This is a genomic window from Methylobacterium brachythecii (genome assembly GCF_014196345.1).
GTDB classification, from domain to species: domain Bacteria; phylum Pseudomonadota; class Alphaproteobacteria; order Rhizobiales; family Beijerinckiaceae; genus Methylobacterium; species Methylobacterium brachythecii.
Window position 1 is genome coordinate 381,413 of the sequence record NZ_JACIDN010000005.1, and the last position, 22,174, is coordinate 403,586.

The window sequence follows — 22,174 nt, forward strand, 5'->3', positions numbered from 1 at the left end:
CGAGATCTCCGTCGACCTTACGGATTTCGAGGCGGATGCCCGGCTCATGGCCCATCTCGGTGACTGTCTCATCGATCCCGGGCCGCCGATGGTCGCCCGCCTCACCTACCGCTTCCAGCCCAAGCCCACGCTGGCGGAGCCGCCGGCGAGCCTCGCCGACTACGAGTACATCTTGTTCGGCGGAGAGGATCCCGGCAACGCCGTGGGAAGCGGCTCACGGCGCATGCTGCCGCTGGACCTGTTGCCGGCCCTACGCGACGCCGAGAAGGATCTCGCCAATTGGCGCAGGTCGCCGCTGCGGCCCTTGATCGAGAACCTGGCCAGCGCCCTGGACAAGGCCGACCGCGAGGCCATCCAGACCGCGGTCGACGATGCGCAGGCAGCCCTCTCAGGACGACCCGAGGTTGACGACGTGGCCAAGACAATTAGCGGCCGCCTGGCCGGGATGGTCGGTCCGGCTCACGCCACGTCGGTTGCACTCGGGCTGGCGCCGACACGGATTGATGCCCTCCTCCGGGCCCTGCGCCTCCTCATCGACGAGGGCGCCCGCGGCATCGCCGATGCGAGCCTGGGCACCGCCAACCTTATCTTCCTCGCCCTCAAGAGCCTGGAACTCGATCGTCTGATCGAAGAGGAGGAACGCGACTACACCTTCCTGGCCGTCGAGGAGCCAGAGGCGCACCTGCACCCGCACGTCCAGCGGTTGGTCTACCGGCACTTCCTTGAAGCCGCCGAAGCAGGCGATGACGACTTGTCCGGCCCAGCGGACGCTCAACCGGGCGGCCGGCACATCACGATCCTGACGACGCATTCCCCCCACATCGCGAGCATCGCGCCGTTGCGCTCGATCGTGCTCCTGCGGCGGCTAGCCGACGGCAGCACGGACGGCGTTTCGACCGCGACCATCGCGCTAAGCGCGGCCGAGGTCGATGACCTGCAGCGCTACATCGACGTGACGCGCGGGGAGATGTTCTTCGCCCGGGGCGTGATCCTCGTTGAAGGCGACGCCGAACGCTTCCTGATCCCAGCATTCGCCGCGGCGCTCGGCATCCACCTCGACGAACTCGGGATCTCCGTCTGTTCGGTGAGCGGCACCAATTTCACGCCTTACGTCAAGCTGCTTGGACAGGATGGGCTGCGTATCTCGTTCGTCGTCCTTACTGACCGCGACGTGCTCGCCACCGGGACCGTGCTCGGTCGCGGTCGGGTCGCCAAGCTGCTCCAGGTCATGCGGCCCGGACCCGATTACCCCTCCATGAAGGACGCGGAGCTGTTCGGACATGGCGAGGATGCGGGCATCTTCCTGAACACCAACACGCTAGAGCCCGAGCTCTTCGGAACGCCCATGCGGCAGACGATGGTGAGTGTGATCAAAGCCGACCTACCCCTTCGGCCGGAGACGCAAGGCAAGCTCGATCGCTGGGAAGCGGATCCTGCCACGCTCGAAAACGATAAGCTCATCTCTTTGATCGAGCGCGTCGGGAAGGGACGCTTCGCGCAACGCATCGCCTCGGCCGTGCGTGCCGACCGGTGCCCGGAGTACATCCGCAAAGCCCTGGAGCGCATCCGCGATGCGGTCGCGTAGCACGAGCGCCGCCTACCTGCGCCAGGCCGGCGATCTTGCGGGCAATCCCGCCCAGCAAGCGGCGTACGTTTCCGAAGGCCATTGCGTCGTGCTCGCCGGGCCGGGCTCGGGCAAGACGAAGACGCTCGTCCTGAAGCTGGCCCGCATGCTCGCCGAGGACGTTCGCGCCCCGCAGGGCGTGGCCTGTATCACCTACAGCCAGGAATGCGCCCGTGAGCTGAGACGACGCCTGGAGCGTCTTGGCCTGCGCGATGCGCCGAACCTGTACGTCGGTACGGTGCACGGGTTCTGCCTCCGCCACATCCTGATGCCCTATGCTCGTCTGGCCGGTCTCGCTCTGCCGCGCCCCCTCACCCTCGCTACGACGCGCCAGGCGGACGGTACCTTCAAGCGCGTGGCAGAGGAGCTGCTGGGCCTGGGGCAGCCCTACAAGACCCACGACATGGGAAAGTACCGGCGCGTCCACCTCGATCGCGACGCCCCTGACTGGCGAGAGGACGCCGACCTGGCCAGGCTCTGCGAGGTATACGAGGCCGGCTTGCGTCGACAGGGACTGATCGACTTCGACGATATGGTGGTCTGCGGCAACCGGCTCGTCGGCGACCACGACTGGGTCCTGCCTGCGATCTCGGCCCGCTGGCCGATCCTGGCCGTCGACGAGTACCAGGACCTCGGCCTTCCGCTGCATCGAATCGTGATGCGGCTCGCGTTCGAGGGCGGTGTCCGATTGTTCGCCGTCGGCGACGCCGACCAGTCGGTCTACGGCTTCGCCGGCTCGGACGGGGAGCTGCTTCTGGGACTGGCGGAGCGCGAGGACGTCGAGACGGTCCGGCTGGAACTCAACTATCGTTCGGGTGCGCGGATCATCGAGGCCTCGGAATATGCCCTCGGCGAGGTGCGTGGCTATCGTCCTCACGACACTGAGCGCCTGGCGACGATCCAATTTGTCGAACGGCCCGGCGGTCTGGAAGCCCAGGCAGCCTACGTCGTCGAGACGTTGATCCCCGAGGCGCTGGCGGCCAAGGAGGGCCGCGTCCTCGGCGACATCGCGATCCTGTATCGCGCCGCCGACGTCGGCGACGTGTTCGCTGAAGCCATCGCAGCGGCTGACATGGACTACATCCGGATTGATAATGCCGCCCCCTACAAGAAGGGCGAGGTGACGAGCTGGATCGAGGATTGCGCGGCCTGGTGTTCGGGCGGCTGGCGGCGGGGCCGGCCCCAGCTCCGCGGCCTCATCTCACGCTGGATCGGCTTCCGGTCCGGGCGGCCCAACGAGCGGGAGGCGAACGCAGCCCGGCGCGCCTTGACGATCTTCCTCACGCAGGCACGGCGGGATGGCGGGCTTGCCGCGCCGTTCATCGCGGCGATCAGGGAAATACTCGTGGATCCCCTCGGCCGGACGGAGCCGAGCCTCGCGGACCAGATGGAACAGGTCCGACGGATGAATGAGGCCGTGGCGGCCGGCGGCAAGCTCGAAGGCCTGGAGCTGGAGAGCCTGGGCGGTCGCGACGGGTCTCCGTCGCACGTCAATCTCCTGACGCTCCACTCCTCCAAGGGCTGCGAATACGACGTGGTAATCATGGTGGGCATGGATCTCGGCACCATGCCGTGGGCGAACGAGAAGGAGGCGGAACTGCGGGAGAGCCGCCGGCTCTTCTATGTCGGGCTCACACGGGCGCGCGACGCCGTCCATCTTCTCTATTCCGGCTGGGTGAAGACCAGGTTCGGCGTCCGGACCCTCGGTCGCTCGCCGTTTGTGGAGGAGCTGGAGATGCGACTGCTCGACGCCGATAGGATCCGATAGGCGCCATCCAACGGAGCGGCGAAAGGAAGGGCCGCACCATGGAGCGGCCTTTCCGAGCTGTGCAGGGATCGAGAAGGTCAGTGCATGGTCTCGTTCGTCAGCATCTTGGCGAGGAGCTGCTCGTAGTCGGCCTCGGCCGCCAGCATCGCGATGCTGACGTCGTCCGGCGTAATGTGCACGCAGTGCCTTTGGGTGATCAGCACCCTGGAATGCCGGATCGTCGGCCGCGCAATAGCTCGGCCCGGAAACTTTTCATGCAAAGTATTTGGTCGCTAGCAACCTTAGCCAAATTCAGCAAGTTAGGGTTCTTGAACCCGTTTTGTTCCTCAAGCTTGATCCGTTGGGGCGCCATGAGAACAGCTTTTCGGTGGATCGGGCGGATCTCGCTCTGGGTGGGGGCCTTGGTCGCGCTGGTCGCGCTGATCGCCGGCGTCGTGATCGTCAGTCGGCCCTCGGAGAAAGGTGGAACCCAATCCAACTTCGCCGGCGCGGACCTCCAACAAAAGCGTCTCGTCGTGTTCCTCGACGGGACCTGGAACAGCGTCGACAGCAACACGAACGTCTGGCGTATGCGGGCGCTCACCGCGGCCAAGGGCAAGGACGGCCGACCGCAGCTCATCTACTACGGCGTTGGTGTAAATGGATTCCTCGGCGGCGTTTTTGGCCAGGGCCTCGATGACAACATTCGCCTCGCCTACGAATGGCTGATCGAGAATTACAACGACGGGGACGAGATCTTCATCTTTGGCTTCAGCCGCGGCGCCTTCACGGCCAGGAGCCTCGCGGGACTGGTCGCGATCAACGGAATCCTAAAGGCTGGATCGCCTATCGGCACCTTGGAACTCTTCAAGCGCTATAAGAAAGGCGACGAGGAAAGCATTTGGAAATTAAGGGAGGCCGAACAGGCTGGCGAAACCGGCAAGTTCACGGATCAGGAGAGATGGCTTCTCACTTATTCCAAACCGGCCAACGTGAAGATGATCGGCGTCTGGGACACGGTTGGCTCCTTGGGTCTGCAGACCCTCAAGATCCCTGGGATCAGCCGTTCGTCGTTCGACTATTTGCAGACCGGCCTGCGCATCCACATCCTCAATGGTTACCACGCTTTGGCGATCGACGAGCACCGCGATGATTTCGCGCCGACGCTGTGGGACGTGCGCCGATCGAACAACCCAACGGACGTCTTCGCGGCGAAGCGACCACTGAGCAGCGTCGAACAACGCTGGTTCGTCGGGGCCCACGCCAATGTCGGCGGCGGCTACGAAACCGACCTCCTTGCGCAAGCGCCCCTACGCTGGATCATGGAGAAGGCGCAGTCGCACGGCCTTGAGTTCCGATCCGCCGTCGAGCTCGACGGCGACGCGCTTAAGGCTCCGACTGTCGACTCCTACGGTCTGTTCGGACGCGGACTTTACAAATTCATCTCGTCACCGCTGTACCGCGTCATCGGGCGCGACCCCGAAGTGCGTCGGGATGGTAGCCACACGAACGTCAACGAGACCATCGACGTCACGGTCTTCGACCGCTGGCGTGCCGATCCGGGCTACCGTCCCGAAAACCTGACCGCATGGGCCGAACGAAAGAAAGTGGACCCCGCACAGATCCGCACATCGGTCCGGGCCGACGATCCGAGGGCCGCCGTGCCCGAGTGAGGACGGATCCCTGTCGGTCCGCCGCCGGCCGGCGCCTCGCTTTGTGACGACGCCAACCGCATCGGTGGTGGGTCGGACCGGCCCCGCTGATGGGTTGTCCTATCTTGGCGAGGAGGCACGGAGCATCGAGACGCCTCGGCTGCATGCCAAGCATTCAGCTACAAACCAATTGAAGCGAGCGGTTTAGTTTGTGGCACGACGTCAGCGTGTCGTGGCCCATCATGCGGGTCTGCCGCACCTGTTCCTTGGATCTCTTCCCGCAGGCCCCGGACGAGCCTACGGCTACCGTGTCCACCGAGCTTCCATGCGTCACAACGGCGTACGATCCGGATGAAGAACGGCACCAGAGGCGTGTCGACAGAGAGGGCACGCTGGCTACGCCTCTTGGCATAAGAAGGCCGCTCGGCACTGTTCGCTGATTTCGCTAGGTCCGTCTCTGACCGGCTCGACCTCGGTAAGTCCATCGTCCTCCGACCTTCGCCCGCGGTATCGCCCGTCCCCCTCTTTGCGAAAAGCTGCGACAATCTACTGGGCGGCCCATGCTACGCTCGGCCAACACATAATAGAGGAAAGTCCGTGAACACTCCCAAGAAGCATCATCTGATTGCCCAGATGGTCCTGCGCCGGTTCTGCGATCCGACCGGTCAGTTGTCGTGCATCAACGCCCGAGCCAGTTAGTCCGCGCGAACCAGACGTCCTCAAGCGCCGCTAGCCTTTACTGCCTGAAGGCCAGAGTTGGCTCGTCCAATGTCGAATACCGACCTATCGTATAGGTTTCGTCGTCTAACTCCGGAGCAATCATGGCAGTTGCGTAAATAATCTGATGATCTGCTGGTAATTCTGCAGACGTCTGAGCAATCAGCATTTGAAAGTTCTGACTCCGCTCAGCCTCCACTCCCATGTTTTCGAGCACATCGATCATAGCAAAGCGCGGGTGTCTGAAAGACGCATCCTTTGCTGCGGCAGCTAAAAAACCAAGACAAAAACTACTTTTTAAAATAGCCCTGGAGCTGGCAGAAAAATAAGTTTCTCCATCTACAGAAATAGAGTCTTGTTTAAATGAGAACTTTACGAACTTGGCGTCCTCGAATGTGTCCTGCTGCATAGCGTACCCGATCCGCGCCTGCAGGGCATCGCGCATGAACTCGGCCAGCTGGTCGCGCCACAGCTCGATGCCAGACTGCCGGAAGCTCTTGAGCGCCTGGTCGGACAGTTGAACGCCCGTTATGATCGGAGCGCGTCAGACCGCGACGTGGGCTGACGGTTTCTGGTTATCGGCATTCAGCCGAACGCAGTCGGGAAGCCCCGGAAGGCCCGCTCCCATCAAAAAGGGCTGTAGCGCCTGGAGGGGCTGACCTCGGGCCAGAGCATCGGGCTCGATGCGGCGGCCCGATCGGCGGATGCGGCGATGGCAACCGCCTTTTGAAATCCCGCTGGATAGCCAATTATCGCGCCGGAACCCGGCCTGAGCACGCTCGTTGTCCTCTCAGATTGTATCTATTCCAATTAGTATCTGACAGGAGCGAGTCAATGGCGAACGCCAACTGCGAAAGCTGCAGGTTCTACGACGAGCATAAGACCAACGGCGGCCAGTCGGCCACGGACGAAGGCCTGTGCCGCTTCAATCCGCCAGTGAGCCAGCCTGGCCCGCAAGAACACGGCCTTTGGCCGGTGGTCGGATCCTCGGACTGGTGCGGGCATTTCACGCCCGGCATGACCGCCGCTGAATAAGTCGTGCGATATGTTGCAATGATCAGGGCCAACCTCGCGGCTGGCCTTTTTCATCAGGGGATACCGGTGCTGCCGTACGGTATCGACCTGCATGAAAGCGAACGGCCCGAGGGACACGGTGGCCGCGCACCAAGCGTGGCCGCCGGAGATCTACGCCAACGAAAAGCCCGGTCATCTGACCGGGCAGGGTAGGGGACGAAACTGCCTAGGTGTTTGATCCCACGGTGTGGTGATACGGTTGAGCACCATGCTGCGAGGGATGCGCTATGGGCCAGGTTCTTCACGGAAGCGCCACCACGACGGAGGCAGTCCGTCGCGCGATCCAGCTACGTGAAGAGAGCGTAAGGGCGCTGGCCCGGCGCTATGGCGTCAGCCCCACGACGGTGCAGAAGTGGCGCAAACGGGCGACGACGGCGGATGCCCGGATGGGGCCCAAGGATCCACGCTCCACCGTGCTCACGGTCGAGGAGGAAGCGATCATCGTGACCTTTCGACGGCACACCCTGCTGCCGCTCGACGATTGCCTCTACGGTTTGCAGCCGACGATCCCGCACCTGACCCGGTCCTCGCTGCATCGTTGTCTGGAACGTCATGGCATCAGCCGCCTGCCCGAGATTGACGGCGACAAACCCAAGAAGCAGCGCTTTGCGAGTTACGCCATCGGCTACGTCCACATCGACATCGCCGAGGTGAGCACGGCCGAGGGCAAGCTCAGGCTGTTCGTGGCCATTGATCGCACCAGCAAGTTTGCGTTCGTGAGGCTCGTAGAGAGCGCCGGAAAGATGGAGGCCGCTCAGTTCCTGCGCGACTTCATCGAGGCGGTGCCCTACCACATCCATACTGTACTCACGGACAACGGCATTCAGTTCACGTCACGCCAGCGGGATATCTACGACAGCCAGCACATCTTCGATCGTGTCTGCCACGAGCATGGCATCGAGCATCGGCTGACCAAGGTGAACCATCCTTGGACCAATGGGCAGGTCGAGCGAATGAACCGCACGATCAAGGACGCGACAGTCAAACGCTATCACTACGACAGCCATGCTGAGCTTCGAACGCACCTGCACCTGTTCGTCGATGCCTACAATCACGCCCGTAGGCTAAAGACCCTGCGCGGCCTGACACCCACTGAGTTCATCCTGAGCGCCTGGACGAAAGACCCCGATCGCTTCAGGATCGACCCGTCACACCTCATCCCGGGACCATACACCTAGGCGGCCTCCTCGTTCGATTCGGCGTCGTCTTTGACCACGTCTTCAGCCAGTTCATCGTCACCCGCGACGGTCGGCTTGTTGTCATTGACGCTTTCGCGGCCGGTCGGGCCGCAGGCGTCACGGCACCACGCCGGAGACCCCCCCCACGAAGACCATCCCCCCACGACTACCGCCGCACGTGAATGAGGAAGGCGTACTGCCCTCCCGGATTTGTCGGTGGCCAGAGACGGCAACGGCGCCCTCCGGGGCGTCGATGCCGATGTCAGCCGGACGCCGGTTGGCCGGGACGGAGCCAAGGCCGGAGAGCGGACCGTTCCTTGAGGCTGGCACGGACCGCTGGCTTCCAACCTATATGCGCGCAGAGCTGCCTGCTGTCTGCGGTATGCTGTTTACCGTAAACGGTCAGATGACGGCTCGGGCCGATCAGCCCGACCGGTCAGGATTGCGAGGTCTGCTGGCGGTCGCTCGCCGAACGGTCGACGCTGAGATCGCCCTGCAGGTCGATAACATAATCGATCAGGCGGTTCTTCATCCGCTCGTCACGGCACCGGATCTCCACCGGTATAGGGAAAACGCTCGGCTTTAGCCGGTAGAAGATCGCCTCGACGGTGATTGCGGCATCACGCTCGCTCATTGCGCCTAGCAGGATCGGGCCAGTCGGTGTGGTGACGATGATGCTGATGGTGATCATACCAAGCCAACCAGCACCGGCCGAGATTGTGCCCGTGTCGTGCTGATCGGATTGGCACAGTCATAAACCAGAAAAAGCGGAGCTTTAGAGATCGTGGCTTGGGCCGGCTACTCTTTGCCGGGGCATGCATTTCAAGCGCAGCGAACCGATCAGACGATGGAGTTCCAGCTTCGCATCATAGTGTGCTCGACCGGTCCGGGGCGCTGGACCGATTGTGTGTCGATTGCTGCAGCATCGGTCGCTGACGCAACCGAGCAGGCGAATATCATCGCAGCGCTGAGCCCGTACGGCATCTATGGTGAAGCAGCTCTCTATGATGCTGTCGGACGCCAAGTTTGGCAGTCGGAAGTCACCGGACGCACCCGGCACAGCAGCGACGTCGAGACCTCGGACAATGGCAGCTCCACCGAGCAGGCGTGAGCCACAAAACCCCGCAGGCGTAAACGGCTTACCGTAAACGGAACCTTAGGCGGCAGGTGTTGCCACATGGCGGTTGGCTAGCGAAAGCCAGCCGACAACCGGGGGTAAGGAGCCGGCAGGTCCCCGTCAGCCGTCGCAATGCCGGCGGCTTGGGCGGGTGCGGGAGGGCATCCCAACCGATGACCGGTGCGCGGTTCGACACCGTGACCCGGTCAACACAGGTGCGCCGTCGGGGCGCGCTGACACCGCCCTACTGGCGGTTTTGTCAGGGCACGGAAATCGAACATTATAACAACTGCATGAAACGGCTCAGGTATCGCGCAAAACCGGAACAAGCGTGGCCGCTGCCGCGATGATGTCTCAAGCTTGCCGAAGCCGCGGCTTGACACAGGATGGTGACACCCGCGCCGCACGGTAGCTCCCGTTTCACAAGGAGAACACGACGGACTTCACGTCACCCGCGGCGTCCGGACGACGGCAATCCCGAGATGCGCGGTCTCTCAGGCGCAGCCGAAGGTCATGGTCTCGTCTGCGTACCCAAGCCATTGATCCTACGTTAGTGCCCCGGCCATCAATAGGACTTTAATCTTGACTGCGGCTATATTTTCAGTCATGATACTGCAGTCGACAGCAAATCAGCTTAGCAATTGCTGTCGACTGAAATCGGTTGAAGAGGTGACATATGACGAGGCGAAGAGAGCGAAAGCGACATGAGGTGTTGTCACCGCCACGCGGCGCAACCTCTACGATCAACCTCTGCAAAAGGCCCCCACTCCCGGGGGCCTTTGTCGTTTCAGGAGCTTTCTCATGATCAAAGTAGCCGATCGACCTGCCGCTACTGCACCGCTCGTCGGTCCCGAACTGCCGAGCCTGGTGCTGTTTGGACGCTCAGCGACCGGGCGGCCGAGGGCAGCATGGTTTTCCGGCGCCGATGCCGATGCCGCAAACGTCGCAGCCGGCGTGTCGAAGCTGCGCACGCAGTCGCTCAGCGATGAAGCTCAGCGCGAGCTTGGTGGACAGTTTGCCCGCGGCCGCATCTTGGCGAGCGGCAAGGCTTTCGTGCCTTTTGCGCCCAGAGACCTCTACGGCCGTTTCACGGCACTCGTTGGCGACAGTTTCGGGTTCAGGGAAGCCGCTACCGGCAAGGCGGACAACCCGAAGGAGAGCGACAAGCCTGCGACCGAGCCTGCCAAAAACGGATCGGCGAGCGGCATGGCAGCGTCGAGTGTTGTGCAGGTAAAAGGCGGGGAGGGGGGTGGGACGGCGCATCCTGCCGAGGAACCACCAAAGCCGCGCCCCGGCGACCCGACGTTCATCGGCGAGCCTAGCCCGCGGTCAACTGATCAGATCGGTCTCGGCAGCGTCGTCCTTGCAAATGCCGGTGCCGATGACGGCTGGTGGGAAGCCGAAGTGATCGCCTTCAATGGCCGGGTCTTCTCGTTGCGCTGGCGCGACTACCCGACTGAACCGACAATCCTAAGGCGCGGCACCGAAGTCGCGCTGCTACCCGCCGACGTCACCTAGGCACTTCGATCACGCGGACGCCTGAGCCCCGGTGCTCGGTGGCTTGGGCGTTTTGCCAGCTACGGCTCTGCCACTCCCAACATCCCTTTCAGCTCGAGGCTATCCGATGACCGTCATCACCGATGCGGGGCGCGTTTGCGCGCTCAATGACATCCTGCGCCGAACGCTTGCCGGCGGCACGCTCATGATGAGCGCCGGCATCGTCGCGCTCGGCCGCGAGCGCCAACTGACTATCCTTGCGGCCATCGCGGCCTTCGACGAATTTGACGCCGACAACGATCCCTACGACGAACACGACTTCGGCGCGCTCGACGTAGACGGCGAGCGTATCCTGTTCAAGATCGACTGCTACGACAATTCACTATCGGCCGCCTCGCCGGACCCAAGCGATACCAGCGTCACCGTACGCGTCCTGAGCGTCATGCTCGCCGAGGAGTACTGACATGGCCGGGCGCAGGCTGTCGGCCGCTGAGGTTCCGACGCCGGGTCCGTGGCTGGTGCGCGGCGAGCCCGGTCCGGATTCACCAGCCGCAGCGATCATGCTCGGCGTCGAAATGGCTACAGACGAGCGGCCGGGCGGCTGGCCTTACTTCCTCCCGCGCGACTGGCCCATCGAGCCTGGCGGATCCAGCCTTCACATTGCTGTTGGGATCCAGCGGCTCGCTGATGCCAAGCTGCTTGCCGCCGCGCCCGATCTGGCAGCGCTGCTGCTGGAATTGCTGACGGCGCCCGCGCTGATGGCCGCTGGCCTCGACGACCGAACGCGCAATGCCATCACGCGGGGCTGGGACCTCCTGGTTCGGGTGGCCCCGCAGCTCGAGGTCGGCCGGTGAAGCCGCATGTGGACGCGGCGATGCGATCTCAGGCAGGCTCGCGGCGACGATGGCTGTCGTCGTGCTCAGCGAGGCACGTTCGGCGCACCGACGCTCAGGCCGGCTTGGCACGGCGTCCCGCCCGCAGCGGCGAGGGTCGTACCGATCCTGCAGGCGGCTCAGTGAACAGGTCGCCAACAGCCACCGACAGCGCTCGCGCCATCACCTCCAGCGTGGTGACGGTCACGTTTTCCGAGCCACGTTCGACTCGGCCGACATACGCCCGATCGATGCCGGCGGCGAGCGCCAAACGCTCCTGCGACAATCCTTGCTCAACCCGGAGCCGACGCAGGTTCCAGCCAATGATCGCACGCGCTTCCATGGCGCGAGAAAGCCAGTTCCGCGGCTTGACAATCGACGGACTGACAGTCCCTCATTTATCACAACCTCAGCGCGATGCGTGCCGGCAAGCTTGCTAACGCCGGTGCAGCGCGACCCCTGAAGCATTCAATCAGGAAGATGACATGAACGAGAGTTCGGAATCGATTTGGCCGCTGATCATCGGTGTGGGTCTGTGTGCCGCCGTCATGGGTTGGCAGATCGCCAAACGGAAGGGGCTGAACAAACGGAACTGGTCGCTCACCTGCTTCTTTTTCTGGCCGGCTCTGATTGGTTTGGCGCTTGCGAAGTCCCAGCAGCGTCCCGGTGAAACCGAAGCGTTTCGCAATCGCTGGACCTCGCTCGCCGCCTACGACCCCGAGATCAAGGCGGGGTAGACAGGCTTTCGACACTCGGACCCCGCGCCGTCGAGCAGTTCAGGCTGTCCTGGGCTGATGTTCAGACCAAGGAAGCGGTGCCCCTAATTGTCGCTGACATCGAGCAGCGCTGGGCTGCCGGAGACCGCTTCAAGAAGCTGCGCTGAGATGCTCGTACCGAGCGCGCGCGCTGACTGCTTCCTTCCTACGCCCCTTCAGTTGTTCAATTTGGAGACTGCGATGCCTGTTCCCGCTCGCGTGCCGTATGCGCTTGCCACGGCCCTATCGCTATCGACGGCGCTGCCCGCTCAAGCCAGCACCATTACCGAATTCCTTGACCGTATCGGCGGCTGTCGTCGACCGATGAGCGAGAGCTTTTCCCTCAAGGTTTCACCCTACACGCCCAAGCCGTACGACAAAGCGCTCACCGACTGGACCGAACAAGATCTCACTGATTTCCGCACCTACTTCGTCGCCTGCCAGACGCGTCGGCCGGATTGGCAGAGCATGGGCGACTACAATCGCAACGATGCGATCCGGGTGATCGACACCGCGATGGCCGACCTGCGCTATAAGGTCGGCGACGCGCGGGCTGAAGCGGCCAAGCGACGAGCCAACGCTGGCTCCTCGGCGGCGCAACAAGCTCGCAACGACGGGCGACAGCAGTCCGTAGCAGACGCAGCGGCCGACATTGCCCGCGCTCAAGCGATGCCCCAGGTCCGCGACGAGGAACGCGATGAGGAAGCTAGTCGTAATGTCATTGCCCTCTCGCAGGAGGTCGTCGCCTTTGTCAGCGATGGCTACAAGACCATACCGGCGGACCAGTTACTTCCGCGTATCGACAGTTACCTTGCGCGTGCACGAGCACTCTCCTCCGAAGTCGAAGGCACTTCTGCCAGATCAGCGCTGGCAAACCTGCTCGGCCGACTGGAACAGGCCCGCAACGGTATCGCGACGGTGCAGGATCGCGAAGCCGCAGCAATGCAGAAGACCAAGGCGCTGCTAAGTGAGTTCGCCGCATCGAACGCCTATCAAGACCTGCCGCCGCTGCAGCGGTTGGCCAAATTCGACAACTTCCTGAAACGCTTCAATGCGCTCCGTCCGGAGATTACCGGCACGCGAGTCGAAGCGACCTATGAGAAGGCGCTCCACGACCTTCAGAATGAGCGCGCAACCATTGCGATGCAGGCTGGCCGTGATCCCGCGAACACGCCCGGCGCCGATGAGGGCCCCTACACAGACTACGAATGGCTGGGCCAGCGCGGGATCATGGCGCTGACGAACCCACTGCAACGCGAGGGTTACCGAGCCTCCCTGGCCCGCGGCATCGACTTCAACGTCGGCGTGAGCTCAATCGAACGAGCCGGATCGGGCTGGCTCGTGCAGCTATCAGGTCGCCTCGGAGTTCCGGGAAAGCCGGGGCAGGGCTTCTATTGCCGGGTGGAAGGCGCGGATGCCGCAAGCCTTGGCATCTTGCGCGGAATTACGCCGCCCTACGGCATTATCCACGCCGCTGCTCCCGATGCCGATGAGTTTCTTCTGCAAGGCGATCCCTTGCGAATCCGCATCGTGTTCAGTCCCTGCCGTGTCACGGCGCCGGACAACGGCGAGCCTCGGAGGAACAGAGCCGGTGAAAACGCCAATCCCGTAGATCACAACGCACGAGCGCCGGACGGTTCGCCCGTTGCGCCCTCCCCGGCGAACCTACGCTGCTCCAGCGAGCCGTCGCGCCGCGGCCCGGAGCAGGCCATGGCGCATCGCATTCGGCAGGCTTGGGCGATCCCCGAAGCTTTGCGGGACGATCGCACCCTGACGCTGACCTTCGCCGTGACGCTCAACTTCGACGCGGAGATGACAGGCCCGGTGCAACTCCTGCGCTCGATCAGCAAACGCGCGACGGCAGAGCAACTACAGGCTGCGGTCGAAACAGCACGACGGGCGATCAGCGACACCGCTCCGTTCCCTGAACTTGGCCAGCTTGCCGGCGGCACGATGCAAATCGACATGACCCCATGTGATTGAACGCATCATGGGCAACCCCTTACAGTAAACCTTTGATCCATCGTAAAGCGCCGATGTGCAACTGCCGGCGGATAGAATGTTATTTTGCATCCAATGCAGTAGTTCTGGCCCGCTAATCACCAACTCCGAAGCAGACATAGGCAACAAGCTGTTGATGACTGAGTAGGGTGGGTTTCCGCCCGTTCGCTTTGGGATACAAAATTTGCAAAGCGGACGGCATGAGGCTTGATCAGAACGAACTTGGGTTCAAGCAAGTGTTTCTCTGACGGGATCAGGCTACGACAGCGACTGGCGCGTCGATCAAATCAAGCTTGCTGCCCGTGATGAGATCCTTGATCCGAGGGTCGTCGAGCACCGTGTAGGGATAGACCGGGGGAAGGGCGCTCACCGCGTCGAGACGTGCGACCAGCGACGGTGATAAGGCGACACTCGCGGCGGCGAGATTGCTTTCAAGCTGCTCGAACGTGCGCGGCCCGATGATCGGGAGCGAGCCCTTGGCGGCGACCCATGCGATGGCGACCTCGCCCGGCATCGCGCCGACCTCGTCGGCAACCGCGATCAGGGTGTCGATGATGGCTGTCCGCTGCGGGGTGTTCTCGGGTTGGAAGCCGGCACCGGCCCAAGCCTCGTCGCGCCTGTCTCCAGCTTTGCCAATCCGATACTTGCCAGTAAGCACGCCTCCGCCCAGGGGCGAGAACGCTACGACGCCGAGACCGAGAGCCCGGGCAGCGGGGATGATATCCTGTTCGGTCGCGCGCTGGACGAGGCTATGCTCGACCTGGATGGCTGCGATCGGAACGGCGCCGCGCAGCTCGGCGATGGTCGCGGCGCGGGCGACGCGCCATGCGGGGAAGTTGGACAAGCCCGCGTAGAGGATCTTGCCGGCGCGGACGAGGTCGTCAAAGCCGCGTACGATCTCCTCGATCGGCGTCACGCCGTCCGAGACGTGCACCCAGTAGACGTCGATCCGATCGGTCTTCAGGCGCTTTAGGCTCGCCTCGATGGACGCCACCATAGCCTGACGGCTGTTGCCCGTCGCAAGCACCCCGGAGGTTGCGTTCGTCTTGACCGCGAACTTCGTGCCCAGCACGAACTCCTCGCGCCGCCCCGTGAGCATGTCGCCCAGGAACTCCTCGGACTGCCCGTCCTGATAGCCGTTGGCCGTATCCAGAAAGTTGCCGCCCCTGTCGGCGTAGGCGTCGAAAATGCGGCGCGCCTCGTCCTCCTCGGCGCCGTGTCCGCCCCATGCCTTGCCGAAGTTCGCCGTCCCCAGCACGAGCTCCGAGACCCGAAGCCCGGTGTGCTCGCCGAATACCTTGTACCGCAAGAGAACCATCCTTCACGATGTAGGACCGCATTCACGATGCGGTCAGTCGCCCTGTTCCCCCGAAGGCGGATACGAGGTACGAAACGGATCAGTGATCCTCTTAAGCGGATCAGTGATCCGTTTGTCAAGAGGGTCTCATGCGTGCTGATGCCAGGGTGAACCGCGACCAGATCCTCGCGGCCGCACATCAAGTCGTCACCAAAGAGGGTGCGGACGCTTCGCTGCGCGACATCGCCCGGAGGGCAGAAGTCGGGCTGGCCACGCTGTTCCGTCATTTCCCCACGCGCGAGGACCTGATGGAGGCGTTGCTGCGGGCAAGCCTTGAGACCCTGACGGCCAAGGCTGCCGAACTCGAAGCTTCGGCCTCGCCCGACGAAGCGCTCGCCGCCTGGCTGCGCGATGCGATCGCATTTCTCCGCATTTACAACGGGGTCGTCGCGATGATGGCAACCGCATTGGCCGACCCGACCTCAGCCCTTCACGCGTCCTGCGATCGCCTTCGTTCGGCAGGCGCCCGGATGCTCCGCGGTGCGCAGACCCAGGGAACGGTGAGGTCCGACCTCGACGGGGACGACCTCTTCGCTTTGCTCGGAGCGCTCGGGTGGATCAGTGACCAATCTGCGTTCGCCCCGCGCGCTGAGCGACTTTCCGAGATAATATTAAAAGCAGTCATAGCAAGGCGCTGATCGAGATTGTTCGTGTGCTTGCAGGTACTAAAAACAGCAATGGGCGGTCACGCTTTTGCTGAATGCCGCAACGTCTGCTTTCGAGGTGGTCGGCCTTGCATGGAAGTGACCGACTTGGGTCGGAAGCGGCGTGGCCGTTAGGGGTGGATACCCCCCCGCTCTGCCTTTGAGCGCCAGATTGAACAATCCGCAGGGGCGGTTCAGGGCCGACAACGCCTACGTCCTCGCGGAAGCCGCCGCCGCCGGCATCGGGATCGTCGCGATGGGAGAGATGATCGCCGAGCCTTACGCGAATGCGGGCAGGCTCGTTCGGGTCATGACGCGCTACGCGCTTCCCGCTGTCGGCATCTTCGTCGTCCGGTCCCCCAGCCAGCACGTACCAAGGAAGGTCAGGGTCCTCGTCGACCTTCTTCTAGAGATGTTCAGCACGAGGTTTCCTGCAGGACTGGATGCGTCAGAGGACGATCCGAAGTCCTAGGTGAATGCTTAGCGTAGAACGACTAGCCGCCCGGCGATGATGACAGCCACGGCCGGTAGGAAATGCTGGCTACCAAAGTGTTACGCTTCGTAGTTTTTCTATCTCTGATCTCACTGTCGCTTGGACAGGGCGCAAAGCAGCCGGACCAAAGGCTAAAGGAACGTCCGCTTTTCGTCTTTTCGCAAGATCCGCAAATACCCAGATTAGGTCGAGGGCAGTTCCATCGACAGACAAGTATCAATCAATTGCAGTCGACATTCCTTTTTTAGCGCGAATAACTGGTGAATACAAAATCTGCACCCGGCGATAGACTGCGCAATTTCGCATGGCACGCAAAGCACGATTGAGTGACGGTTGGAATTCTATTGGCTACCCCTGCTTCGAACTGGCCGTAGCCCCAGCCCTCCGTATCGGCGTAGCGCCTGGAGTCCTTGACGCTGATCTGCACATTCGTGGGCTCGCCAGCCACAAACGATTGAGGTGCTGGGAAGACAGCGTCGTTGCGAGACGACGACTCGTACTTCCATGCTAACCGCGCAAGGATCGCGCCGTCCGGGAAGGGGCGGATCCCTTCGCGGAAAGCCTTGAGAGCGATCTCGTTGCCTAGAATCGCGCGGATGTCGTTATTTGCACCCTTCTCCTGTGCCACGCTGATGAGCTTCCAATCGCGGTAGCCCTCAGGCAATTTCACCCCATAGATTGGCGACGCGTCTTGCGGTTGTGCTCGTGCGGATACGAGAGCTGCTATGCCGATAGAGACCGAGATTAGCGCCGAAGCGCAAACAAGCACTTTCTTCATCGTAACTCCTGACTTTTGACGCGAAGCCGGCGAGCCGAGAACGAAATCTCAACCCGAAAACTTGTCTACGGCGATGATAGCCTGAGCGAAGTCTGCCGGAGCTTCCTGAGGGAGGTTGTGACCAATGCCACCTGTGATCGTGCGGTGCTCGTAGCGTCCGGTAAATTTCTTGGCATAGGCCGCCGGCTCAGGGTGCGGCGCGCCGTTGGCGTCACCTTCCATCGTGATCGTAGGGACGGAGATGGTCGGTAAGGCTGCCAGCTTTTGCTCGATATCGTCGTAGCGAGCTTCGCCCTGCGCGAGCTTCAAGCGCCAGCGGTAGTTATGGATCGAGATCGCCACATGGTCGGGATTGTCGAAGGCCGGGGCTGACCGCTCGAAGGTTGCGTCGTCGAAGCGCCATTGTGGAGATGCCAGCTGCCAGATTAGGCGGACGAAATCGTGGGTATAGCGGGCATAGCCCTCCCGACCGCGTTCCGTCGTGAAGTAATATTGATACCACCATTGCAGCTCTGCTTTCGGTGGCAGCGGCATGGCGTTCGCCGCTTGGCTCCCGATCAGGTAGCCGCTGACCGACACCAACCCCTTGCAGCGTTCCGGCCACAGGGCTGCGAGAATGCAGGCCGACCTCGCACCCCAGTCATAACCGGCGACGAGCGACTTCTCGATCTTCAATGCATCCAGGAAGTTTACCGCGTCGACAGCGAGAGCGGCTTGCTGCCCATTGCGTGGGGTCGACCCCGACAGGAAGCGCGTAGCTCCGTAGCCGCGCAAGTAGGGGATGAGGACACGGTATCCCGCTGCTGCCAGGACGGGGGCGACGTCGACGTAGCTGTAGATGTCGTACGGCCAGCCATGCAGGAGCAGGACAGGCTTCCCCGTTGCCGGACCGGCCTCCGCGTAAGCGATGTCCAGATCTCCCGCCTGTATCCGCTTCAACGGCTCGAACGACGCCTGCGAGCCGGCCGACGTGTCTCGAAGCTTGCCGGAAGGCGTGTCTGCCAGCGCGCCTGCAGCAGACGGTGGGATCAATCCAGGCCCCACGAGGCTCGCGACGCCCGCCAGCAAGGCTCGGCGGTTCCAAGACGTAAATTCGGACATCTTCGTGCCTCCGCAACGGTGATCGAAGTGGACGGCCAGCCAGTCATGCCAGCCGTAATCGGTGCGCGCTTCAGAGTAGGAAGCCGCCGTCGATGGTGAGACTCGCGCCGGTCATGTAGCCGGCCTCGCTGCGTGCGAGGTATGAGACGAGCCCGGCGATCTCCGCGGGATCAGCGATCCGCTTCATCGGGCTGCGCTCGGCGAGCGTGTCAGCGAAACCTGCCGTGATGTCGGTCCCGGTCGGGCCGGGCTGAATGTTGTTGACGGTAATCCGCCGGGGCGCGAGATCGAGAGCGATGCCCTTCACCATGGCGGCGACGGCAGCCTTCGTGAACTGATAGACGCTGGCTCCCGGGTGGCCTGTTCTGACGGCCGTATTGCTTCCGATCGTGATGATCCGGCCTCCGTCAACCAGGTGCGGGACGACCGCCTGGATCGACAGAAAGACGCCACGCACGTTGATGGCGAGCATCTGATCGAGATCATCCAGTGACACGGCGTCGATTGTTCCGAGTTTGAAGATTCCGGCATTCACGACGACGGTGTCGATCATCCCGAAGCGCTCGACGGCTTGGGCAACGGCCGACTGAAGTGCTGCGGGATCGGAACTGTCAGCTCGAATTGCGAAGGCCTCTCCGCCCTGCGCCGCGCTTGCTTCGACGACGTCCTGAGCCTTGTCCGCTCGCGAAACATAGGTGAAGGCGACCGAGTACCCGTCCGACACCAATCGCCGAACCGCGGCGGCACCGATGCCGCGCGATCCGCCATAAACCATTGCCGTTCGCTTCGAACTGGAAGAGGCCATCGTAAGAGAGGTCATCATGGCATCGCTTTCTGGAACGCTTAGTCAATAACTGGGCAAAAAAAGGGGGAACGGGCTATTTGAGTGCGCGAAGAGCCGTCCTCCCCAGCGCCTCGAGCCGCTGCTTGTCCGCACCACTTCGTGCAGCGATACGAATGCCGGCGAAGGAAGCGTAGAGAAAATCGACGATCTCGTCGGCTTGCAGATCAGACGAAACGTCTCCATCAGACTGGGCTTCCTCTATGCGAACGATCATAGCAGTTCGAAGCACATGGTCGGCTGCTACCTTGATGGCGTCCAATTCCGGCTTCGTCTGTCCGAACTCACAGGCGGAACTCACGCCGAGGCAGGGTGGACGAGCATCGGCCACAACTCGATCGATCATGGCGCGAACTCCGTCGAAAGCTCTGGCTTCGCCGCGCAAAGCCGCGACGTGACCATGGCCTTCAAGCTGGCAGTATCGGCGGAGAGTAGCCTGATAGAGCCGCCACTTGTCACCGAAGGTATCGTATAGGCTCTGACGACCAATCTTCATCGCGTCGAGCAGCATCTCGGCCGATGTACCTTCGTATCCGTGTTCTCGGAAAACGCCCATCGCCGCATCGAGCGCGATCTCGGTATCGAATGCTTTCGGCCTCGCCATTCGCCGTCTCTAAGCGATTCTGGAACGATCAGTCAATATCATATTTTGCAGATTTTTGTGGTTGGCTCCAGATAGGGAGTAGAGCCCGTTTCCTGCTCAAGGAGTCCGACCGATCGCGGTATCCGCTGGGCTGAGATCTCAACGAGGCGAACGCCAAGCTTCTGCTTCAGAGAAACAGTTATAAGCTACTGAATAGTCGGGATGGATACGCTTCTGTCGGAGAGGCGGCCCATCCAACGTCCGCTTTTGGGGTTCATGCAAGCGCCGATCTACGACTTAGTTGGGTCGATACACGACGGAACTGCGACGTCGGCTTCGTCGCCACGGGCAACTCAAAGCCGCCGGTCAGCTATCGGCCACGCCCCGCCGGCAGCTTCTTTCCCAAGGCTGTCGCTCGGACCATTTTGGCATCAGCCTGGAAGCGGGCACGGCGGCACGTCCGCACGCCTTCTCGCGAACCGTTCCCCACGGCGTCCGCGGAATCCGCTTGTCCGCGGCCGCGATCGCCATAGCTCCCGACCATGACCGCGATCTCCTTCGACAATAGCTACGCCCGGCTGCCGGACCGCTTCTTCGCCCGCCGCGCCCCGACACCCGTCGTGGCCCCGCGTCTGATCCACTTGAACCACGCACTTGCGGCGGACCTCGGCATGGACCCGGAATGGCTCGCCGGCCCCGCCGGGGTAGAGATGCTTGCTGGGAACAGCGCCCCGGAAGGCGCCGATCCCATCGCGACGGCTTATGCCGGGCACCAATTCGGCAACTTCGTGCCGCAGCTCGGCGACGGGCGCGCCGTCCTGCTCGGCGAGGTCGTCGACCGTAGCGGACGGCGTCGCGACATCCAGCTCAAGGGCGCGGGCCCAACTCCGTTCTCCCGCCGCGGCGACGGACGGGCTGCGCTCGGGCCAGTGCTGCGCGAGTACCTCGTGAGCGAAGCCATGGCCGCGCTCGGCATACCGACCACCCGGGCGCTCGCGGCGGTCGTCACCGGCGAGCGCGTCGTTCGCGAGACCTCGCTGCCCGGAGCGGTGCTCGCCCGCGTAGCGGCAAGCCACATCCGGGTCGGCACCTTCCAGTACTTTGCCGCCCGGGGCGACATCGAGGCGGTGCAGGCGCTCGCCGATCACGCTCTCGCCCGGCACTATCCCGAAGCATCCTCGGCGGAGCAGCCCTACCGGGCGCTGCTCGACGGCGTCGTCGCCCGTCAAGCCGACCTCGTGGCGGCCTGGCTTCTTGTCGGCTTCGTCCACGGGGTGATGAACACCGACAATATGTCGATCGCCGGCGAGACGATCGACTACGGTCCCTGCGCCTTCCTCGACGCCTACGACCCGCGGACGAGCTTCAGTTCGATCGACGCGCGCGGGCGCTACGCCTACGGCCAGCAGCCGGGGATCGCCCTGTGGAACCTGACCCGTCTGGCCGAGACCTTGCTGCCGCTACTGGCCGAGGACGAGGGGGAGGGGGTCGAGGCGGCCGAAGCGGCGCTCGCCGGATTCAGTCCGCGCTTCGAGGCAGCCTATCGCGGTGGTCTCGCACTTAAGCTCGGCCTGTCCGGAGATCGAGATGCCGCCGCCGCGCTCGCGGACGACTTGCTAGTGCGGATGGCGGGGAACCGGGCGGACTTCACCCTAACCTTCCGCCGACTGTGCGACGCGGCCGAGCGATCAGAAGCAGATGCCGGGGTGCGCGACTTGTTTGTCGACCCGACCGAGTACGACGCCTGGGTCGTGCATTGGCGCGCTCGGCTGGCCGAGGAAGGACGGAACCCTGCGGCAATGGCGACGGCGATGCGCGCGGTCAACCCGGCCTTAATCCCGCGCAACCACCGCGTCGAGGGCATGATCGCGGCGGCGGTCGAGTGCGACGACTTCGGCCCCTTCGAAGAGTTGTTGGCGGTGCTGTCGCGGCCCTACGACGACCAACCCGCTTATGCCCGCTACGCCGAGGAGCCTGAGGGCGGCGGCGTGGGCTACCGCACGTTCTGCGGCACGTGAACGCGCGCTCGCGTTCGATCACCCGGCTCCATGCTTTGGAAACCAGATCCCTTAGAAGCTTGGCGAGATCCGGCACCCGAGGCGAAACTCGCGACGGACGGCACTATGAGTACGGGCGCGTCGAG

At 63.0% G+C, this 22,174-nt stretch carries 22 protein-coding genes; 14 read left to right on the plus strand and 8 right to left on the minus strand.

Going from position 1 to position 22,174, the window contains the following annotated elements:
- Positions 1-46: 46 nt before the first annotated feature.
- The 3 genes from GGR33_RS15420 (at position 47) to GGR33_RS15430 (ending at position 5,044) form a co-directional block, all read left to right on the plus strand.
- Positions 47-1,585 (plus strand): ATP-dependent nuclease, encoded by a 1,539-nt coding sequence (locus tag GGR33_RS15420; RefSeq protein ID WP_281381170.1) that lies wholly within the window; start codon positions 47-49, stop codon positions 1,583-1,585.
- A complete protein-coding gene (locus GGR33_RS15425) occupies positions 1,572-3,392 on the plus strand; it encodes an ATP-dependent helicase (RefSeq protein ID WP_183506713.1) in 1,821 nt (606 codons plus the stop codon). Before GGR33_RS15420 ends, GGR33_RS15425 begins: the two co-directional genes overlap by 14 nt.
- 401 nt (positions 3,393-3,793) lie before the next feature.
- Complete coding sequence (locus tag GGR33_RS15430; RefSeq protein WP_246413168.1) at positions 3,794-5,044, plus strand: DUF2235 domain-containing protein; 1,251 nt, start codon at positions 3,794-3,796, stop codon at positions 5,042-5,044.
- A gap of 715 nt (positions 5,045-5,759) precedes the next feature.
- On the opposite strand, the gene GGR33_RS15435 is transcribed toward GGR33_RS15430, so the two are convergent.
- A complete protein-coding gene (locus GGR33_RS15435; protein WP_183506715.1) occupies positions 5,760-6,185 on the minus strand; it encodes a hypothetical protein in 426 nt (141 codons plus the stop codon).
- 389 nt (positions 6,186-6,574) lie between these two features.
- On the opposite strand from GGR33_RS15435, the gene GGR33_RS15440 reads away from it, so the two are divergent.
- Entirely contained in the window at positions 6,575-6,775 is a 201-nt protein-coding gene (locus tag GGR33_RS15440; RefSeq protein WP_183506716.1) for a hypothetical protein, read from the plus strand.
- 266 nt (positions 6,776-7,041) lie between these two features.
- The gene (locus GGR33_RS15445; RefSeq protein WP_183506718.1) at positions 7,042-7,992 is read left to right on the plus strand and encodes an IS481 family transposase; all 951 of its coding nucleotides are present in this window, start codon (positions 7,042-7,044) and stop codon (positions 7,990-7,992) included.
- Positions 7,993-8,428: 436 nt separating this feature from the next.
- Here GGR33_RS15445 and GGR33_RS15450 read toward each other — a convergent pair whose 3' ends face one another.
- Positions 8,429-8,683, minus strand: coding sequence for a hypothetical protein (locus tag GGR33_RS15450; protein ID WP_183506720.1), 255 nt, complete (start codon positions 8,681-8,683; stop codon positions 8,429-8,431).
- Between the two features lie 93 nt (positions 8,684-8,776).
- Between GGR33_RS15450 and GGR33_RS15455 the strand changes: the two genes are divergently transcribed.
- From GGR33_RS15455 to GGR33_RS15470, 4 genes are all read left to right on the plus strand, one after another.
- Positions 8,777-9,103, plus strand: a complete 327-nt coding sequence (locus tag GGR33_RS15455; RefSeq protein ID WP_210302025.1) for a hypothetical protein — start codon at positions 8,777-8,779, stop codon at positions 9,101-9,103.
- An 807-nt stretch (positions 9,104-9,910) separates the two neighbouring features.
- A complete protein-coding gene (locus tag GGR33_RS25975) occupies positions 9,911-10,627 on the plus strand; it encodes a hypothetical protein (RefSeq protein WP_246413169.1) in 717 nt (238 codons plus the stop codon).
- A gap of 106 nt (positions 10,628-10,733) precedes the next feature.
- Complete coding sequence (locus GGR33_RS15465; protein ID WP_183506724.1) at positions 10,734-11,069, plus strand: DUF3768 domain-containing protein; 336 nt, start codon at positions 10,734-10,736, stop codon at positions 11,067-11,069.
- Position 11,070: 1 nt separating this feature from the next.
- Entirely contained in the window at positions 11,071-11,460 is a 390-nt protein-coding gene (locus GGR33_RS15470; protein WP_183506726.1) for a hypothetical protein, read from the plus strand.
- 94 nt (positions 11,461-11,554) lie between these two features.
- Here GGR33_RS15470 and GGR33_RS15475 read toward each other — a convergent pair whose 3' ends face one another.
- A complete protein-coding gene (locus tag GGR33_RS15475) occupies positions 11,555-11,821 on the minus strand; it encodes a helix-turn-helix domain-containing protein (protein WP_183506728.1) in 267 nt (88 codons plus the stop codon).
- A gap of 142 nt (positions 11,822-11,963) precedes the next feature.
- Here GGR33_RS15475 and GGR33_RS25980 point away from each other — a divergent pair, with 142 nt between their 5' ends.
- Both GGR33_RS25980 and GGR33_RS15485 read left to right on the plus strand, forming a co-directional pair.
- Entirely contained in the window at positions 11,964-12,215 is a 252-nt protein-coding gene (locus GGR33_RS25980) for a hypothetical protein (RefSeq protein ID WP_246413171.1), read from the plus strand.
- Positions 12,216-12,434: 219 nt separating this feature from the next.
- On the plus strand, positions 12,435-14,216 hold the full coding sequence (locus GGR33_RS15485; RefSeq protein ID WP_183506730.1) for a hypothetical protein: 1,782 nt from the start codon (positions 12,435-12,437) through the stop codon (positions 14,214-14,216).
- A gap of 271 nt (positions 14,217-14,487) precedes the next feature.
- Here GGR33_RS15485 and GGR33_RS15490 read toward each other — a convergent pair whose 3' ends face one another.
- On the minus strand, positions 14,488-15,552 hold the full coding sequence (locus GGR33_RS15490) for an aldo/keto reductase (RefSeq protein WP_306484247.1): 1,065 nt from the start codon (positions 15,550-15,552) through the stop codon (positions 14,488-14,490).
- Between the two features lie 128 nt (positions 15,553-15,680).
- Between GGR33_RS15490 and GGR33_RS15495 the strand changes: the two genes are divergently transcribed.
- Both GGR33_RS15495 and GGR33_RS15500 read left to right on the plus strand, forming a co-directional pair.
- Positions 15,681-16,229 carry a TetR/AcrR family transcriptional regulator gene (locus GGR33_RS15495; protein WP_183506734.1) on the plus strand — a complete coding sequence of 183 codons (549 nt, stop codon included), beginning with the start codon at positions 15,681-15,683 and terminating at the stop codon, positions 16,227-16,229.
- A 178-nt stretch (positions 16,230-16,407) separates the two neighbouring features.
- Positions 16,408-16,707: a LysR substrate-binding domain-containing protein gene (locus tag GGR33_RS15500; RefSeq protein ID WP_246413173.1), complete on the plus strand. Its 300-nt coding sequence runs from the start codon at positions 16,408-16,410 to the stop codon at positions 16,705-16,707.
- Positions 16,708-16,972: 265 nt separating this feature from the next.
- Here GGR33_RS15500 and GGR33_RS15505 read toward each other — a convergent pair whose 3' ends face one another.
- The 4 genes from GGR33_RS15505 to GGR33_RS15520 form a co-directional block, all read right to left on the minus strand.
- Positions 16,973-17,506 carry a cytochrome P460 family protein gene (locus tag GGR33_RS15505; RefSeq protein ID WP_183506738.1) on the minus strand — a complete coding sequence of 178 codons (534 nt, stop codon included), beginning with the start codon at positions 17,504-17,506 and terminating at the stop codon, positions 16,973-16,975.
- A 48-nt stretch (positions 17,507-17,554) separates the two neighbouring features.
- Entirely contained in the window at positions 17,555-18,607 is a 1,053-nt protein-coding gene (locus GGR33_RS15510; RefSeq protein WP_183506740.1) for an alpha/beta fold hydrolase, read from the minus strand.
- Positions 18,608-18,677: 70 nt separating this feature from the next.
- A complete protein-coding gene (locus tag GGR33_RS15515; protein ID WP_183506974.1) occupies positions 18,678-19,412 on the minus strand; it encodes an SDR family oxidoreductase in 735 nt (244 codons plus the stop codon).
- 73 nt (positions 19,413-19,485) lie between these two features.
- Complete coding sequence (locus GGR33_RS15520; RefSeq protein WP_183506742.1) at positions 19,486-20,052, minus strand: TetR/AcrR family transcriptional regulator; 567 nt, start codon at positions 20,050-20,052, stop codon at positions 19,486-19,488.
- A gap of 521 nt (positions 20,053-20,573) precedes the next feature.
- Here GGR33_RS15520 and GGR33_RS15525 point away from each other — a divergent pair.
- On the plus strand, positions 20,574-22,049 hold the full coding sequence (locus GGR33_RS15525) for a protein adenylyltransferase SelO (RefSeq protein ID WP_183506744.1): 1,476 nt from the start codon (positions 20,574-20,576) through the stop codon (positions 22,047-22,049).
- Positions 22,050-22,174 lie beyond the last annotated feature (125 nt).

Excerpts from the sequence above, each read along its gene's own strand:
- GGR33_RS15510 (WP_183506740.1), bottom strand. The coding sequence starts at position 18,607 with ATGTCCGAATTTACGTCTTGGAACCGCCGAGCCTTGCTGGCGGGCGTC.
- GGR33_RS15440 (WP_183506716.1), top strand. The coding sequence starts at position 6,575 with ATGGCGAACGCCAACTGCGAAAGCTGCAGGTTCTACGACGAGCATAAG.
- GGR33_RS15490 (WP_306484247.1), bottom strand. The coding sequence starts at position 15,552 with ATGGTTCTCTTGCGGTACAAGGTATTCGGCGAGCACACCGGGCTTCGG.
- GGR33_RS15420 (WP_281381170.1), top strand. The coding sequence starts at position 47 with ATGGCCCATCTCGGTGACTGTCTCATCGATCCCGGGCCGCCGATGGTC.
- GGR33_RS15520 (WP_183506742.1), bottom strand. The coding sequence starts at position 20,052 with ATGGCGAGGCCGAAAGCATTCGATACCGAGATCGCGCTCGATGCGGCG.
- GGR33_RS25975 (WP_246413169.1), top strand. The coding sequence starts at position 9,911 with ATGATCAAAGTAGCCGATCGACCTGCCGCTACTGCACCGCTCGTCGGT.
- GGR33_RS15525 (WP_183506744.1), top strand. The coding sequence starts at position 20,574 with ATGACCGCGATCTCCTTCGACAATAGCTACGCCCGGCTGCCGGACCGC.
- GGR33_RS15435 (WP_183506715.1), bottom strand. The coding sequence starts at position 6,185 with ATGCGCGATGCCCTGCAGGCGCGGATCGGGTACGCTATGCAGCAGGAC.
- GGR33_RS25980 (WP_246413171.1), top strand. The coding sequence starts at position 11,964 with ATGAACGAGAGTTCGGAATCGATTTGGCCGCTGATCATCGGTGTGGGT.
- GGR33_RS15445 (WP_183506718.1), top strand. The coding sequence starts at position 7,042 with ATGGGCCAGGTTCTTCACGGAAGCGCCACCACGACGGAGGCAGTCCGT.
- GGR33_RS15515 (WP_183506974.1), bottom strand. The coding sequence starts at position 19,412 with ATGGCCTCTTCCAGTTCGAAGCGAACGGCAATGGTTTATGGCGGATCG.
- GGR33_RS15505 (WP_183506738.1), bottom strand. The coding sequence starts at position 17,506 with ATGAAGAAAGTGCTTGTTTGCGCTTCGGCGCTAATCTCGGTCTCTATC.
- GGR33_RS15485 (WP_183506730.1), top strand. The coding sequence starts at position 12,435 with ATGCCTGTTCCCGCTCGCGTGCCGTATGCGCTTGCCACGGCCCTATCG.
- GGR33_RS15475 (WP_183506728.1), bottom strand. The coding sequence starts at position 11,821 with ATGGAAGCGCGTGCGATCATTGGCTGGAACCTGCGTCGGCTCCGGGTT.
- GGR33_RS15495 (WP_183506734.1), top strand. The coding sequence starts at position 15,681 with ATGCGTGCTGATGCCAGGGTGAACCGCGACCAGATCCTCGCGGCCGCA.
- GGR33_RS15465 (WP_183506724.1), top strand. The coding sequence starts at position 10,734 with ATGACCGTCATCACCGATGCGGGGCGCGTTTGCGCGCTCAATGACATC.
- GGR33_RS15425 (WP_183506713.1), top strand. The coding sequence starts at position 1,572 with ATGCGGTCGCGTAGCACGAGCGCCGCCTACCTGCGCCAGGCCGGCGAT.
- GGR33_RS15470 (WP_183506726.1), top strand. The coding sequence starts at position 11,071 with ATGGCCGGGCGCAGGCTGTCGGCCGCTGAGGTTCCGACGCCGGGTCCG.
- GGR33_RS15450 (WP_183506720.1), bottom strand. The coding sequence starts at position 8,683 with ATGATCACCATCAGCATCATCGTCACCACACCGACTGGCCCGATCCTG.